Source organism: Paeniroseomonas aquatica (assembly GCF_030409335.1).
GTDB lineage: Bacteria > Pseudomonadota > Alphaproteobacteria > Acetobacterales > Acetobacteraceae > Belnapia > Belnapia aquatica.
In genome coordinates this window covers 87,762-101,670 of sequence record NZ_JAUFPN010000191.1, presented here as the reverse complement: position 1 = coordinate 101,670, position 13,909 = coordinate 87,762, and the positions used below count along the sequence as shown (strand labels likewise).

At 71.5% G+C, this 13,909-nt stretch carries 15 protein-coding genes; 10 read left to right on the top strand and 5 right to left on the bottom strand.

Annotated features, from left to right (window positions below):
* Window positions 1-77: 77 nt before the first annotated feature.
* Together QWZ14_RS23510 and QWZ14_RS23505 are read left to right on the top strand one after the other, a co-directional pair.
* Window positions 78-1,505, top strand: coding sequence for a M20 family metallopeptidase (locus QWZ14_RS23510; protein WP_290319384.1), 1,428 nt, complete (start codon window positions 78-80; stop codon window positions 1,503-1,505).
* Window positions 1,505-2,434, top strand: a complete 930-nt coding sequence (locus tag QWZ14_RS23505) for a dihydrodipicolinate synthase family protein (protein ID WP_290319383.1) — start codon at window positions 1,505-1,507, stop codon at window positions 2,432-2,434. Before QWZ14_RS23510 ends, QWZ14_RS23505 begins: the two co-directional genes overlap by 1 nt.
* Here QWZ14_RS23505 and QWZ14_RS23500 read toward each other — a convergent pair.
* Genes QWZ14_RS23500 through flgF form a run of 5 tightly spaced genes read right to left on the bottom strand, consistent with a single transcriptional unit; the run spans window position 2,424 to window position 6,427 of the window.
* Entirely contained in the window at window positions 2,424-3,149 is a 726-nt protein-coding gene (locus QWZ14_RS23500; protein WP_290319382.1) for an SOS response-associated peptidase, read from the bottom strand. The genes QWZ14_RS23505 and QWZ14_RS23500 overlap by 11 nt on opposite strands.
* A gap of 32 nt (window positions 3,150-3,181) precedes the next feature.
* Window positions 3,182-3,904, bottom strand: coding sequence for a flagellar basal body L-ring protein FlgH (gene flgH, locus QWZ14_RS23495; protein ID WP_290319381.1), 723 nt, complete (start codon window positions 3,902-3,904; stop codon window positions 3,182-3,184).
* A gap of 11 nt (window positions 3,905-3,915) precedes the next feature.
* Window positions 3,916-4,848, bottom strand: coding sequence for a flagellar basal body P-ring formation chaperone FlgA (gene flgA / locus QWZ14_RS23490; RefSeq protein ID WP_290319380.1), 933 nt, complete (start codon window positions 4,846-4,848; stop codon window positions 3,916-3,918).
* A 10-nt stretch (window positions 4,849-4,858) separates the two neighbouring features.
* On the bottom strand, window positions 4,859-5,644 hold the full coding sequence (flgG, locus tag QWZ14_RS23485) for a flagellar basal-body rod protein FlgG (protein WP_290319379.1): 786 nt from the start codon (window positions 5,642-5,644) through the stop codon (window positions 4,859-4,861).
* A 60-nt stretch (window positions 5,645-5,704) separates the two neighbouring features.
* Complete coding sequence (flgF, locus tag QWZ14_RS23480; RefSeq protein ID WP_290319378.1) at window positions 5,705-6,427, bottom strand: flagellar basal-body rod protein FlgF; 723 nt, start codon at window positions 6,425-6,427, stop codon at window positions 5,705-5,707.
* Window positions 6,428-6,638: 211 nt separating this feature from the next.
* Here flgF and QWZ14_RS23475 point away from each other — a divergent pair, with 211 nt between their 5' ends.
* From QWZ14_RS23475 to speD, 8 genes are all read left to right on the top strand, one after another.
* Entirely contained in the window at window positions 6,639-7,181 is a 543-nt protein-coding gene (locus QWZ14_RS23475) for a flagellar basal body-associated FliL family protein (RefSeq protein WP_290319377.1), read from the top strand.
* Window positions 7,178-8,236, top strand: coding sequence for a flagellar motor switch protein FliM (gene fliM / locus QWZ14_RS23470; RefSeq protein WP_290319376.1), 1,059 nt, complete (start codon window positions 7,178-7,180; stop codon window positions 8,234-8,236). Before QWZ14_RS23475 ends, fliM begins: the two co-directional genes overlap by 4 nt.
* Window positions 8,237-8,239: 3 nt before the next feature.
* A complete protein-coding gene (locus QWZ14_RS23465) occupies window positions 8,240-8,695 on the top strand; it encodes a DUF6468 domain-containing protein (protein WP_290319375.1) in 456 nt (151 codons plus the stop codon).
* Window positions 8,692-9,303, top strand: a complete 612-nt coding sequence (locus QWZ14_RS23460; protein WP_290319374.1) for a MotE family protein — start codon at window positions 8,692-8,694, stop codon at window positions 9,301-9,303. Before QWZ14_RS23465 ends, QWZ14_RS23460 begins: the two co-directional genes overlap by 4 nt.
* A 48-nt stretch (window positions 9,304-9,351) precedes the next feature.
* Entirely contained in the window at window positions 9,352-9,732 is a 381-nt protein-coding gene (locus tag QWZ14_RS23455) for a response regulator (protein ID WP_456307267.1), read from the top strand.
* Window positions 9,725-10,318: a protein phosphatase CheZ gene (locus QWZ14_RS23450; RefSeq protein ID WP_290319372.1), complete on the top strand. Its 594-nt coding sequence runs from the start codon at window positions 9,725-9,727 to the stop codon at window positions 10,316-10,318. Before QWZ14_RS23455 ends, QWZ14_RS23450 begins: the two co-directional genes overlap by 8 nt.
* 80 nt (window positions 10,319-10,398) lie before the next feature.
* Window positions 10,399-13,284: a hypothetical protein gene (locus tag QWZ14_RS23445; RefSeq protein ID WP_290319371.1), complete on the top strand. Its 2,886-nt coding sequence runs from the start codon at window positions 10,399-10,401 to the stop codon at window positions 13,282-13,284.
* 157 nt (window positions 13,285-13,441) lie between these two features.
* Window positions 13,442-13,897 (top strand): adenosylmethionine decarboxylase, encoded by a 456-nt coding sequence (speD, locus tag QWZ14_RS23440; protein WP_290319370.1) that lies wholly within the window; start codon window positions 13,442-13,444, stop codon window positions 13,895-13,897.
* The last annotated feature ends 12 nt before the right edge of the window (window positions 13,898-13,909 follow it).

The window sequence follows — 13,909 nt, the reverse complement described above, 5'->3', positions numbered from 1 at the left end:
CCATCGCCAGTGGCCATCCGCGCACCGCGGGCTATGATCGTGCGACCTTACGGCCCGCCCGCACCGAGGACTGCTCCATGGACAATACCGAACAGATCTGGCGCCTGATCGACGCCAAGAAGCCCGATTTCGAGGCGCTGGCCGACCGCATCTGGCACATGCCCGAACTCGCTTATACCGAGACGCGCTCCTGCGCCGAGCATACCGCCATGCTGCAGCAGCAGGGCTTCCGGGTGACCGAGCAGGTGGCCGGCATCCCGACCGCCGTCATGGGTGAGGCGGGCGAGGGCGGTCCGGTCATCGCCATCCTCGGCGAATACGATGCCCTGCCGGGCCTGTCGCAGGAGGCCGGCGTCGCCGAGCCGCGGCCGCTGCCCGGCCCCGGCTTCGGCCATGGCTGCGGGCACAACCTGCTGGGCTCGGCCTCGCTGCTCGCGGCGACGGCGGTGAAGGACTACCTGGCCGCCCACAAGCTGCCCGGCCGCGTCCGCTACTACGGCTGCCCGGCCGAGGAAGGCGGCGCCGCCAAGGGCTTCATGGTTCGCGACGGTGCCTTCTCGGACGTCGACATCGCCATCTCCTGGCATCCCGCCGCCTTCGCCGCGGTGCAGGAGGCGATCAGCCTCGCCAATACCCGCATCGACTTCTCCTTCACCGGCCGCGCCAGCCACGCCGCCGCCGCGCCGCACCTCGGCCGCTCCGCGCTGGATGCGGTGGAGCTGATGAATGTCGGCGTGAACTACATGCGGGAGCACATGCCCTCCGACGCCCGCGTCCACTACGCCTACCTCGATGCCGGCGGCGTCGCGCCGAACGTAGTGCAGCCGACGGCCAAGGTCCGCTACCTCATCCGCGCCCGCGACCTGGTCGAGCTGAAGCGCCTCATCGAGCGGGTCCGCAAGATTGCCGACGGCGCCGCGCTGATGACCGAGACGAAGGTCGAGGCGAAGATCGTCTCCGGCGTCTCCAACCTGATGGGCAACCTGCCGCTGGAGCGGGCCATGCAGGCGAATTTCGACCGCCTCGGCCCGCCACCCTTCGATGACGCCGACCGCGCCAAGGCCGCCGAATTCCAGGCGACCCTGACCGAGGAGGATGTCACCGCCTCCTGGCGCCGCATCGGCCTGCCGGTGCGCAAGGGCGTGACCCTTTGCGACGTGGTGGTGCCGCTCGAGGTGCGCGGCGCGCCGATGATGGGCTCGACCGATGTCGGCGACGTCTCCTGGGTGGTGCCCACGGTGCAGGCGCGCGGCGCGGTCTATGCCATCGGCACGCCGGGCCATTCCTGGCAGCTGACCGGGCAGGGGATGCTGCCGGCGGCGCACAAGGGCATGGTGCATGTGGCCAAGGTCATGGCCGGCACCGCCGTCGATGCCATCCTCAACCCCGCCATCATCGAGACCGCCAAGGCCGACCTCGCCGAGCGCACCGCGGGCAACCCCTACACGCCCGTGCTCTCGCCCGACGTGCAGCCGCCCTTCGACATGTCCAAGGGCGCCGCCTGATGCCGCGCCTCGATGCGACGGCCTCCGGCGTCTACGTCATCGCGCCGACGCCCTTCACCGAGGCCGGCGCTCTCGACCTCGCCAGCACCGACCGCATGGTCGATGCCTACCTCGCGGCCGGGGCCAGCGGCCTGACCATCCTCGGCATCATGGGGGAGGCGCCGAAGCTGGATGCGGCGGAGGCGCTCGCCTTCACCGGCCAGGTCCTGAAGCGCGTGGCCGGCCGCGTTCCGGTGGTGGTCGGCGTCTCCTCCCCCGGCTTCGCCAGCATGAAGGCGCTGGCCCGCGGCGCGATGGAGGCGGGTGCGGCCGGGGTGATGATCGCCCCGCCGCCCGGCCTCCGCGGCGACGACGCCGTCGTCGCCTATATCGCCCAGGCGGCCGAGGCGGTCGGCGACGCGCCCTACGTCCTGCAGGACTACCCCCAGGCCACCGGCATTTTCATGTCGGCCGAGATGATCCGCCGCATGGCCGAGAATCCGCGCCTGGTGATGCTGAAGGCCGAGGACAACCCAGGCCTCGACAAGCTCACCGCGCTCCGCCGGATGACGGCGGAAGGCAGGATGCGCCGCATCGCCATCCTCGGCGGCAATGGCGGGCAGTTCCTGGTCGAGGAATTGCAGCGCGGCGCCGATGGCATCATGACCGGCTATGCCGTGCCGGAGATGCTCGACCGCGTCTGCCGCCTGGTCTCGGCCGGCGACCACGCCGCGGCGCACGACCTCTTCGACCTGCACCTGCCGCTGATCCGCTACGAGCTGCAGCCGGTGCTGGGCCTGGCCGTCCGCAAGCACGTGCTGGCCCGCCGCGGCATCATCGCCAGCGCCGCGCTGCGTGCCCCCGGGCCGAAGCTGACGCCGGAGACAAGGGCCGAGGTGGATGCGCTCTACGACCGGCTCGCTGCGCGCGAACCGGTGCTCACTCGCTGAAGTCCGGCGGCGGGTCGTCGAGGCCCGCCGGCGGCATCGCCAGCGGGTCGCGCTCCAGCAGCCGCGCGTCGTTTTCCGCCACCTTGTTCACCCGCGGACTGACCGGCCAGGCCAGCACCTGCTCCAAGGGGCAGGGCCGCAGCAGCGCCAGCAGATCCTCCGGCTCCGCCAGCACCTCGCCCAGCCACAGCGGCCAGGCCTCGCGCGGCAGGATCATCGGCATGCGGTGGTGCATGGCGGAGAGCTTCTCGTTCGCCTCCCCGGTGACGATGGTGCAGGTCCGCATGATGCTGCCGTCCGGCGCTCGCCAGCCCTCCCACAGCCCGGCCAGGGCCATCGGCTCACCCCCGGCGAGGCAGATGGCGAAGGGCTGCTTCGCCTTGCCCTCGGTCTTCCATTCGTAGAAGCCATCGGCGGTGACCAGGCAGCGCCGCTTACGGAAGGCCTCGCGGAAGGAGGGCTTCTCGGTGATTCCCTCGGAGCGCGCATTGATCATCTTGCTGCCCACGGAGGGGTCGCTGGCCCAGCGCGGCACCAGGCCCCAGCGCAGCGGGTCGAGGTGGCGCGCCCCGGTCTCCGGATGCCGCCGCACCACCAGCGCATCCTGGGTCGGTGCCCGGTTCCAGCTCGGCTGGGTATTCGGCACCGGGTTCACCGCCTCGAAGTAGCGCGCGACGGAGGCGGGTCCGCGCTGCTGGAAATAACGTCCGCACATCGGTCCATCCTAGGCTTCGGGGCGGGCGATGCCTAGAACGGCAGGATCGCGTCCATCACCTGTTGGCCGTAGCGCGGCTGCTGCAGGTCGGAGAGGGTGCCGCGGCCGCCGTAGCTGATCCGGGCCTCGGCGAGCCGGTCGTGGCGGATGGTATTGTCGCTGGCCACGTCCTCCGGCCGGATCACCCCCTGCACCGCCAGCTCGCGCAGCTCGGCGCTCACCCGCACCTCCTGCCTGCCGGAGACAACCAGGTTGCCGTTCGGCAGCACCTGGGTCACCGTTGCCGCCAGCCGCAGGTTCACCGTCTCCCCGCGCTTGACCGTGCCGTTGCCGTCGGTGGTCTGCGCGCCGGACGCGTCGAAGAGGCTGGCGGGGCTGGCCGCGCTCGGCAGCCAGCGGGTCTGCATGCCGAAGATCTGCGGCAGGCCGAAGCTGTCCGTTCCGGTGCGGGCCCGCTGGGTGCGGTTCTGCAGCTGGGCATCATCCGAGATGCTGACCAGGATGGTCACGAGGTCGCCGACCTGTGCCGCCCGCTGGTCGCGCAGGAAGGTGCGGCTGCCCGGGCGCCAGAGGCTGTTGGCCGCCGCGCTCGGCTCATGGGGGCTTGGCATCGGCATGGTCACCGGGCGCCAGGCGGGATCGGCCGTCGGGTTCACCACCGCCGAGGTCTCCGGCAGCCGGCCGACGCGGGAGAGCCGTTCCAGCGAGCCGCAGCCGGCCAGAAGCAGCAGGGGGAGGAGCAGGAGCGCCTGCATGGATAGCTTCCTCATGGCCGCAGCGGGGCCGCGCCCATGGCGACGCGCACCCGTCCCGGACCGACCACCTCGCCCTCCACCACTACCCGGCTGGCGAGATTCATCACCGGCACCAGCCCGCCCCGCGGTGCCGCCTCGAGCGCCCGGCCCTGGACGCTGAGCGACAGCCCCGGGGCCTCCAGCAGCATGGTCACCAGGGCATTCTTCTCGACGACCGCCGGCGCGCCGAGATCGGCGGCGAGGACCGGCGCCTCGGCCGCGAGGGGGCGATGCAGCTGCCGGCCGATCACCTGGTCCGCCCGTTCCGCCGTGCCGGCACGCACCCGGTCCGCCCGGAGCCTGATGCTCCGCACGTCGCCCGCGGCGATGATCTCGCCGGTCGCCAGGCGGCGGTTCGCCACCACGGCCAGCAGCGTCGGCGCGGCGCGGCCGGTCAGGCGGAGCCGGTGCATCGCCATGCCCTCGGCCATCACCACCAGCGTCGCGCCGAAGCGTCCGCTGCCGGGATCGAAGCTGACCGCCTCGGTGCCCAGTTCCAGCGGCGCCGCCGGCGGCACCATCGGCAGCAGCATGGCGCCGAGGTCGAGCTCGGCCTCCGTGTCCATCCCCAGCGGGACCAGCTGCCGGCGCAGCGCCGCCTCGATCGCCTCGCGCGGGATCGGCCGGCCGGGCCGCTGCACCACCACCCGCTCATGCGGCGACAGCGGCCGCCAGCCCAGCCCGTGCTGGCGGGCCAGCGCCATGAGCTGCGGCACCTCCAGCACCAGCCGCTGGCCCGGCGCCGGGCTGACGCCGATGGCCAGGCCGGCGCGGGGGCCGGCCCCGTCGAAGATGTCGCCAAGCCGCAGGGTCGGGTCCTCGACCATGGCGAGGGGACGGGCGGCGGCCAGCTCCTGCGCCATGGCCGGCGCGGCGCAGGCCAGCAGGAGGGCGAGGATGCGCATGCCCATCGCCTCAGCGCATCCGCGACAGGGTGGAGAGCATCTCGTCGCCCGCGGTGATGACTTTGCTGTTCATCTCATAGGCCCGCTGGGCGGTGATGAGGCTGGTGATCTCCTGCACGACGTTGACGTTGCTGGTCTCGACGAAGCCCTGCAGCACCTGGCCGTGCCCCGGCTGACCGGCGGCGGCAAGCTGGGCCTGGCCCGAGGCCGGGGTCGCCAGCAGGGTATTGTCGCCGACCGCTTCCAGCCCGCCCTCGTTGGCGAAGATCGCGGTCTGTAGCTGGCCGACGTTGGTGGGCGCCACCTGGCCGTCGAGCTTGGCCAGGACCTCTCCGGTCGCGTTGATGGTCACGTCCACCGCGGCGGCGGGGATGGTGATGGCGGGAAGCACGAGGAAGCCCTCCGCGGTCACCAGCTGGCCCTCTGCCGAGAGGCCGAAGGTGCCGTCCCGGGTATAGCCGGTCTCGCCGGAAGGCAGCTGCACCTGGAAGAAGCCGTTGCCGCGGATGGCGATATCGAAGCGGTTGTCGGTCTGCGACAGGCTGCCCTGCTCGCCGATCCGGTAGATGGCGGCGGTCTTGACGCCGAGCCCGACCTGCGCGCCGGCCGGCAGGATCGAGCCGTTCTCGGAGGACTGCGAGCCCACCCGCCGCATGTTCTGGTAGATCAGGTCCTGGAATTCGGCCCGTCGCCGCTTGTAGCCGGTGGTGCTCATGTTGGCGATGTTGTTGGAGATGACCTCGACATTCGTCTGTTGGGCCATCATGCCGGTACTTGCAATTTGTAGGGCACGCATCTCGGTTGCTCCATGGGTCGGTGGCCGGCCGGCAGCTCAGCGGGTCCGGCGCGGACGGGCTCAGTTGCGGCGGCGCAGGATCCGGTCGACGGCGGTCGACAGCCGGTCGCCTTCGCGCTCGGCGAATTGGGTGGCGAACTGGAACTGGCGGACCTGCTCGGTCAGGCGGGTCATCTCGCCGATGGCGCTGACGTTGCTGCCCTCGACCGCGCCCTGGACGAGCTGCGGCCTCGGCATGTCCTCGGGCGCATCCTCGGCGGCGAAGAGCCGGGCGCCCTCGGCCTTCAGCCGTTCCGGACTGGCGAAGCGCACGATCCGGAGCTGCGCCACCACGCCGTTCTCGCTCCGCACCGTGCCGTCGCTCTGGATCTCGATCCGGCTGTCGGCCGGGGAGAGGGTGATCGGGGCGCCCCGGGTATCGAGCACCGCATGGCCGTCCGCATCCGTGATGCGGCCCGCCGCATCCAGGGTGAAGCGGCCGGCCCGGGTATAGCGGTCGCCATTCGGCGTCTCGAGGACGAAGAAGCCGTCGCCGCGCAGGGCCAGGTCCAGCGGGTTGCCGGTGGTGCCGATGGGCCCGGGCCGGCCGTCCCGCCAGGTGGCGCGGTCGAGGCTGTAGCGGACCTCGCCCTGGTCGGGCGAGCGGGTGACGAAGCTGGCGAAGACCGGGCGCTCCGCCCGGAAGCCCGGGGTATCCGCATTGGCGAGATTGTTCGCCAGCACCTGGGTCGCCCGCAGCTGGGCGGCGAGACGGGACAGCACGACATAGCCGGGTTGGTCCATCGGGGCCTCCTCTACGAAGGACCCTCCGCAACCCCCGTGCCAAGGCGACCGGGCCACGGCAGGGGGGCCGGAGGTCGGCCCGGCCCGAATCCGCCCGGCGAGGATTGCCGCGCCCGGCAGCTCCTGCCGGCCGGAGGGCGGCTCCTTCCTCTCAAGCCTTCCTTAAGGCGTGGCACGCCAGATTGCCGCGGCAGGCGGGACGGGGTGGCGCATGTCGGAAGAGGCGAAGCCGGCGAAGAAGGGGGGCAAGGGCAAGCTGCTGCTGCTCGCCCTGCCGCTGGTGCTCGCCGCCGCGGGGGCCGGGCTGTGGTTCAGTGGCATCCTCCCCGACCTGCTGGGCATGGGCGCCCCCGCCGCGGCGGATGCCGCGCATGGCGATGGCCATGCGGCAGCGCCGGCGGCAGGACATGGCGGGACACCGGCGCCGCCGGCGGCCGCCGCGCCCCGCGCGCCGGTCTTCTTCGACATGCCGGACATCGTCGCCAATCTCAGCGTCACCGGCCGGCGCGCCAGCTACGTCAAGCTGCGCAGCAAGCTGGAGCTGAGCAAGGCCGAGGATGCCGCGGCGATCCAGGCCGCGATGCCGCGGCTGCAGGACCTGTTCACCACCTACCTGCGGGAGATGCGGCCGGAGGAGCTGCGCGGCAGCAGCGGCACCCAGCGCCTGCGGGAGGAGCTGATGGCCCGTGCCAACCTCGCCGTCGCCCCGGTGCGGGTGACGGATGTCCTCTTCATCGAGCTCCTGCTGCAATGAGCACCGAAGACGAAGACCTCGCCGCCGCCTGGGGGGAGGCGCTGGAGACCGAGGGCGACCCGGCCGAGGCCGGAACCGCCACGCCCGATTCCACCCGGGTGCTGAACCAGGCCGAAATCGACAGCCTGCTCGGCTTCGGCGACGGCCCGGCCAGCCAGGAAGGCTTGTCCGGCATCCAGCGCATCGTGAGCGCCGGCCTCGTCTCCTACGAACGCCTGCCGATGCTGGAGATCATCTTCGACCGGCTGGTGCGGATCATGTCCACCTCGCTGCGCAATTTCACCAGCGACAACGTCGAGGTCTCGATCGACAGCATCGTCTCCCTGCGCTTCGGCGACTATCTGAACAGCGTGCCGCTGCCGGCCATGCTCGCGGTCTTCAAGGTCGAGCAGTGGGACAACTACGGCCTGCTGGTCATCGACAGCGCGCTGATCTACTCGGTCGTCGACGTGCTGCTCGGCGGGCGGCGCGGCACCGCCGCGATGCGGATCGAGGGACGGCCCTATACCACCATCGAGCGGACCCTGGTGGAGCGGCTGATCACCGTGGTGCTGGCCGACCTGACGGATGCCTTCAGCCCGCTGTCGCCCGCGCATTTCCGCTTCGAGCGGCTCGAGGTCAATCCACGCTTCGCGGCGGTGTCCCGGCTGTCCAACGCCTGTATCCTGTCGCGGCTGCGGGTCGACATGGAGGATCGCGGCGGCAAGATCGAGTTGCTGCTGCCCTATGCCACGCTCGAGCCGATCCGCGAGCTGCTGCTGCAACAGTTCATGGGCGAGAAATTCGGCCGCGACAGCATCTGGGAAACGCACCTGGGCGAGGAGCTGCGGCATACCGAGCTTTCCATGGATGTCGTCCTCGACGAGCAGACCATGCCGCTCGCCGCCATCATGTCGCTCCAGCGCGGCGACCGCATCACTTTGAATGCTGCGCCCGGCGCGCCGGTGCGGCTGCGCTGCGGCGACATCGCGATGTTCGAGGCCGAGCTCGGCCGCCGCGAGAACCGCCTGGCCGTCAGGATCATGCGCGAGCTGCGCCAGAAGGCGGAGGTCTAGGAAATGGGTTGGCTCGAATGGTCGGCGCAGGCACTGCTGACCCTGTTGCTGGCGGCGGCGATGCCATTCATCATCCGCCTGGAGCGTGGCCTGGCCGCCGTCCGGCGGGATCGCCTGGCGCTCGAGGCCAGCGCCGCAGGCCTCGGCGAGGCGACGCGCATGGCCGAGGCCGCCTCGATCCGGCTGCGCGCCTCGGCCGAGGGTGCGGGGCGGCAGGTCGCGGAGAAGCTGGCCGCTGCGGAGCCGATGCGCGACGACCTCCGCTATCTGGTGGAAAGGGCTGAAAGCCTCGCCGACCGGCTGGACGGGCTGGTGCGGACGGCACGCCCGCTGGCCGCCGCCGACGCCCAGGCGCACCACGCCGCGGCCCCGCCAGCCCAGAGCCAGGCCGAGCGGGACCTGCTGCGCGTCCTGACCCAGGGCGTGGCGCGCCCGGCCGCGGCCCGAGGTGGCCGGTGACCCGCTGGCGTCCCCGCCTGCTGTCCGCGACCCTGGCCGCGGTGCTGCTGCTGCTCGGTACCAAGCTTGCCACCCTGGTGACGGGCTTCCCGCCGCTGGGCGGTGGCGTGCTGCCGGTCGCCCTGGCCAGCAGCCCGGCGCCGCCGCCTGCCGCCGCCACGCCGCCGCCGCCGCCGGCCCCCGAGGAGCCGACGCCGGAGCAGCGGGCCGAGCGCCACCTGCTCGAGAACCTGCGCGCGCGCCGCGCCGAGCTGGACAGCCGTGATCAGGCGCTGGCGGCGCGGGAGATGGTCGTCGCCGCCACGGAGCGCCGGCTCGGCCAGCGGATCGAGGAGCTGGGCGTGCTGCAGCAGCGGCTTGAAGCCATCGACCGCGGCCGGTCGGACCGCGAGGAGGCCGGGTGGCGGCAGATGGTGAAGCTCTACGAAGGGCTGCGGCCGCGGGATGCCGCGGCGATCTTCGATGATCTGGAGATGCCCGTTCTGGTCCAGCTGATGGACCGGATGCGGGAGGCGAAGGCGGCACCGGTACTCGGCGCGATGAAGCCCGATCGCGCCCGGCTGCTGACCGCGGAGCTGGCCCGGCATCGTGCCCGGCCGGCTGAGTGACCAGGACCAACGAGGCAGTGCAAGGCTGAGGAGCCCGCGAGGATGGCCATGGACAAGACCACCAACGTATTGATCGTGGACGATTACAAGACGATGCTCCGGATCATCCGGAACCTGCTGAAGCAGCTAGAATTCGATAATGTCGAGGAGGCGTCGGACGGGCAGGAGGCCTTGGCCAAGCTGCGCGCCGGGCAGTTCGGCCTGGTCATCAGCGACTGGAACATGCAGCCGATGACCGGCCTCGATCTGCTGAAGGAAGTGCGGGCCGATGCGCGGCTGAAGGAAACGCCCTTCATCATGATCACCGCCGAGAGCAAGACCGAGAACGTGGTCGCCGCCAAGGCTGCCGGCGTCTCCAACTACATCGTCAAGCCTTTCAATGCCGAGACGCTGCGCGGCAAGATCGAGAAGGTGCTGACCGATGCCTGATGGACAGGAGGGCGGGGACCGGATCGAGGAGGCGGTACGCGCGGTGCTCGGCAGCATGGCCGGGGACATGACGGTCACCGAGGTGGCCCTGCTCGGCGAGCTCGAGGCCTTGGGCCGCGAGGTGGCCCGGGCCAAGAGTGAAATTGCCGCCTTGCGCGTCGATGACATCAACGCCTCCCACATCCCGACGGCGACCGATGAGCTGGATGCGGTGGTGAGCCATACGGCGAATGCGACCAACGAGATCCTCGACTGCTGCGAAATCCTCGAGGGGCTCCAGACCCGGCTTGCGGGCTCCGATGCCGCGACGCTGTCGGATGCGGTCACCCGCATCTATGAGGCCTGCAGTTTTCAGGACATCACCGGTCAGCGTATCGGCAAGGTGGTCTCGGCGCTCAAGTCGATCGAACAGCGCGTGGCGGCGGTGACCCAGACCTTCGGTCGTGGCGGCCCGGCGCCGCCGTGCACGGAGGAAGCGCCGGCAGGCGTCCTGACCCAGGGCCAGGAGCTGGCCAATGGCCCGCAGCTGCCGGGCGCGGGCACGTCGCAGGCCGAGGTCGACCGCCTGCTGGCGAGCTTCGACTGATGCCGCCCGGGAGCCGGCGGCCGCCGCCTCTTCCCGGAGCGTCGCTCCGGACGGGATGGCTGCTGCTGGTTCTGGCGGGAATGCTGCCGGCCTGGCCATCCTCGGCACAGGACCGGGTGGTGGTGCGGGTCGGCGATCACCGCGGTTTCGGCCGGGTCGTCCTGGTCTGGCAGGCGCCTCCTGACTACAGGCTGGACGAGGCCGGCGATCAGGTGAGGCTGCGGTTCGGCGGCGAGATCATCTTCGACCTCTCCGCCGCCGACCGCCTGCCCCGCAACGTCCTCGAGCTGGTCGCCGAACCGGATGGGATGCGCATCGGCTACCGCGCCGGAGCGCGCCCCCGGGTGTCCCGCCGCGGCCCGAGCATCGTCGTCGATCTGCTGGATCCCGTCCCGGCGGCCGGCCCGGCCATCGCCCCGCCGGCGGTGGCGCAGCCCTCTCCGGCCGCCGAGGTGCCCGCCGCAGCGCCCCCGGCCACGGCGGCACCGTCGCGCCCACGTGTCAGCCAGGCGGCATCATCCCAGGCAGGCAGGCCCGAGCCGCCAACCCCTGCATCTCCCCCTTCGCCCACCGGCACGGCAGCGGCCGCAGCGCCGCCGCAGCAGGGCGCCACGGCAGAGGCCCCGCCGGCCGAGCGAGCCGTCGCGGCCCCGCCAGCCATCCTGCCCCGCGCTGCGGCGCTGGTCGTCCGCCCCGTGGCTCAGCCCGGCCGCGACCGTGCCATCCTGCTGCCCTATCCGGCCACGACCGGTGCCGCCATCCTCCGCCGCGGCAGCCAGGTGCTGGTGCTATTCGACAGCCCGGAGCCGCTCGACCTGACAGCCCTGCGCAATGACCCGGTCTTCGCCGGGCTGGAGGCGGATGGCTTTCCGGATGCCACGCTGCTGCGGCTGCCGTTGGCGCCACCTGGCATCCTGCGAGCCCGCCGTGAGGCGGCCGGCTGGGTGGTGCAGGCCACCCGCCCGGCCGAGCTCGAGGGGGCCGCCGCAGCTGCGGATCGGGCCATGGCGCTTGAGGCGGAGGGCGGCGCTGCATCCCGCCTGATCATCCGGGCCGCCCAGCCCGGCCGCGTCGTCCCGCTGACCGACCCGCAAGGTGGCCTGCCGCTGCTGTTCGGGACGGTGCGGGAGGCCGGGCAGCACGTGCCGGTTGCGCGCCGCCTGCCGGAGCTGGACCTGCTGCCGACGTTGCTTGGGGTGGCGCTGCTGGCCCGGGCGGACCAAGTTACAATGCGGGCCGGCTCCGACCGCTTTCTGGTATCGGCCGAGGGGGGCCGGCTGGCGCTCGATCTCGCCGCGGCACGGCCGGCGCCCAGCGAAGCCATGACCCGCAGCTTCGACCTGCTCCGGCAAGCCCCGGCCCAGTTGCTCGAGCGGTTGAGGGCGCAGCAGGCCAGCATTGCCAGCGCCCCCCCGTTGACCCGCCTGCCGTTGCGTCGTGCCGCCGGAGAAACCCTGCTGGCGCTCGGACTGCCTCAGGAAGCCCAGTCGCTGTTGGGCCTCGCCCCGGGCGAGGATCCGCAGGCGGCGACCGATCCGCATCTGGCGGCGCTGACGGCGATGGCGGCGCTGCTGTCCGGCCGGTTGCCCCAGGCCATGGCCTTGCGCAGCGTCACCCTGCCGGACACGGATGAGCTGACCTTCTGGCGATCCGCCTTGGCCGCGGCACTGGGCGATGCACGGGCGGCCGCGCCGGGCCTGGCTGCGACCATGCCGCTGCTGTTTGACTATCCGGAGGGGCTGCGCAACCGGTTGCTGCCCATGGTCGCCCTGGCCCTGGCGGAGGCGGAAAATCCGGCGGCACTGCACCGGCTGCTCGAGAGGGCCGGTCCGTCCCCGGACCTGGCCCTGCCGCGGGCCATCATCGCCGAGTCCGAGGGACGGGTGGATGCCGCCCTCGCCGAGTATGACCAGCTGGCCGAGGGCCGCGACCGGCGGAGCCGGGCCCGCGGCCTGCGTCGGGCCATCGAGTTGCGGCTGGCCACCGGCAGGCTGGATGCGGGACAGGCCGCCAGGGCGCTGGGGGCCACCCTTTTTGCATGGCGCGATGACGCGGAGGAAGCCGGCCTTCGCATCCGGATCGCCGCCTTGCGCCAAGCCGCCGGCGATGCCCGCGGCGCCCTGGCCCTGTTGCGGGAGACCGAGGCTCTGTTCCCCGATCGCGCGGCCGCGCTGCGCCCGGCCATTGCCGGCGCCTTTCTTGCCGCGTTGGGCGAGGAGGCTCCGCTCGCAGCAGTCGCCTTGTTCGACGCCTATCCCCAATTGCTGCCGGCGGATGAGCAGGGCGAAGCCGCCCTGCTGCTGCTGGCCGAGCGCCTGACAGCGCTGGATCTCGCCGATCGTGCGGCAGCTCTGCTCGGCCAGGCGGCGGCGCGCACGAACGGCACGGCGCGCGCGACGCTCGGGTTGCGTCAGGCCAGGCTCCACTTCGCCAACGGCGATACCGTGGCGAGCCAGGCCGCGCTCGACGCCAGCGCTGTCGCAGCTATCCCGGACGCGTTGCAGCGGGAGCGCAGCATCCTGGCGGCGCAGGTCCAGGCCCGGCTCGGCAAGCGTGAGGACGCGATCGCCGCGCTGAAAAACCTCGGCGGCGCCGGCGCTGAAGCGCTCAAGCAGTTGCTGGTGGAACTGCAGGATTGGCCCGCAGCCGCTTCTGCCTTCGCCGGCCAGCTGCGCGAAAGCCTGCCGGCTGCGCCGACGCTGCTGAATGAGTCGCAGGGCCGCCTGCTGCTCCGCCAGGCGACGATGCTGGTGCTGGCGGGGGACGAGGCAGGCTTGATGGCCTTGCGCGGTGACTACCTCACCCGCCTGCCAAGTGGCCCTCTGGCCGAAGCTTTCACGCTGTTGACCGCGGATCAGCTGCGCGGCCTCGCCGATCTCCCGCGCCTGCAACGAGAGCTCGATCTCTTCCGCTCGATGCCCTCTCGGCTGGAGGCATTGCGGGCTGGCGGCTCCGTGACGCGTTAAGTCAGGCGTCCGATACCGGGAGGGGCGGCAAAAATTTCGGCGGGTGTGGGACGATTTTCGCTTGCGTCACAACCCCCCTTGGCCCATATCCGCGCCCCGTTGACCTGATCAATCTTGATCTTCCTGGTCATCTGCTGGTGGGAATAGGAGCCCGCGAATGGACGCTCTTCTCCAACTGGGGATGGTCTCGGAGTTGCTCCCGAGCGAAGCCCAGAACTCTGAAACCTCGGTGAGCGAGGCCAAGGATTATTTTGTTACCCGTGACGGCGTGAAATTCGCCGGCACGCATCTGATCATCGACCTTTGGGATGCCACTAATTTGGCGGATCCGGAGCACATCGATGCGGTGTTGCGTGAGGCGGCAATTGCTACCGGTGCGACCATCCTGCACGGACACTTCCATCACTTCGGCCCGAACAGCGGGGTCTCCGGCGTGCTGGTGCTGGCCGAAAGCCATGTCTCCATCCACACCTGGCCGGAGCGGGACTATGCCGCGCTGGACATCTTCGTCTGCGGCGAATGCAACCCCTACAAGGCCATTCCCGTGCTGAAGAAGGGCTTCATGCCTGGCAACATCCAGCTCGCGGAACACAAGCGGGGCCTGACCGGCTGACACGGGACCGAG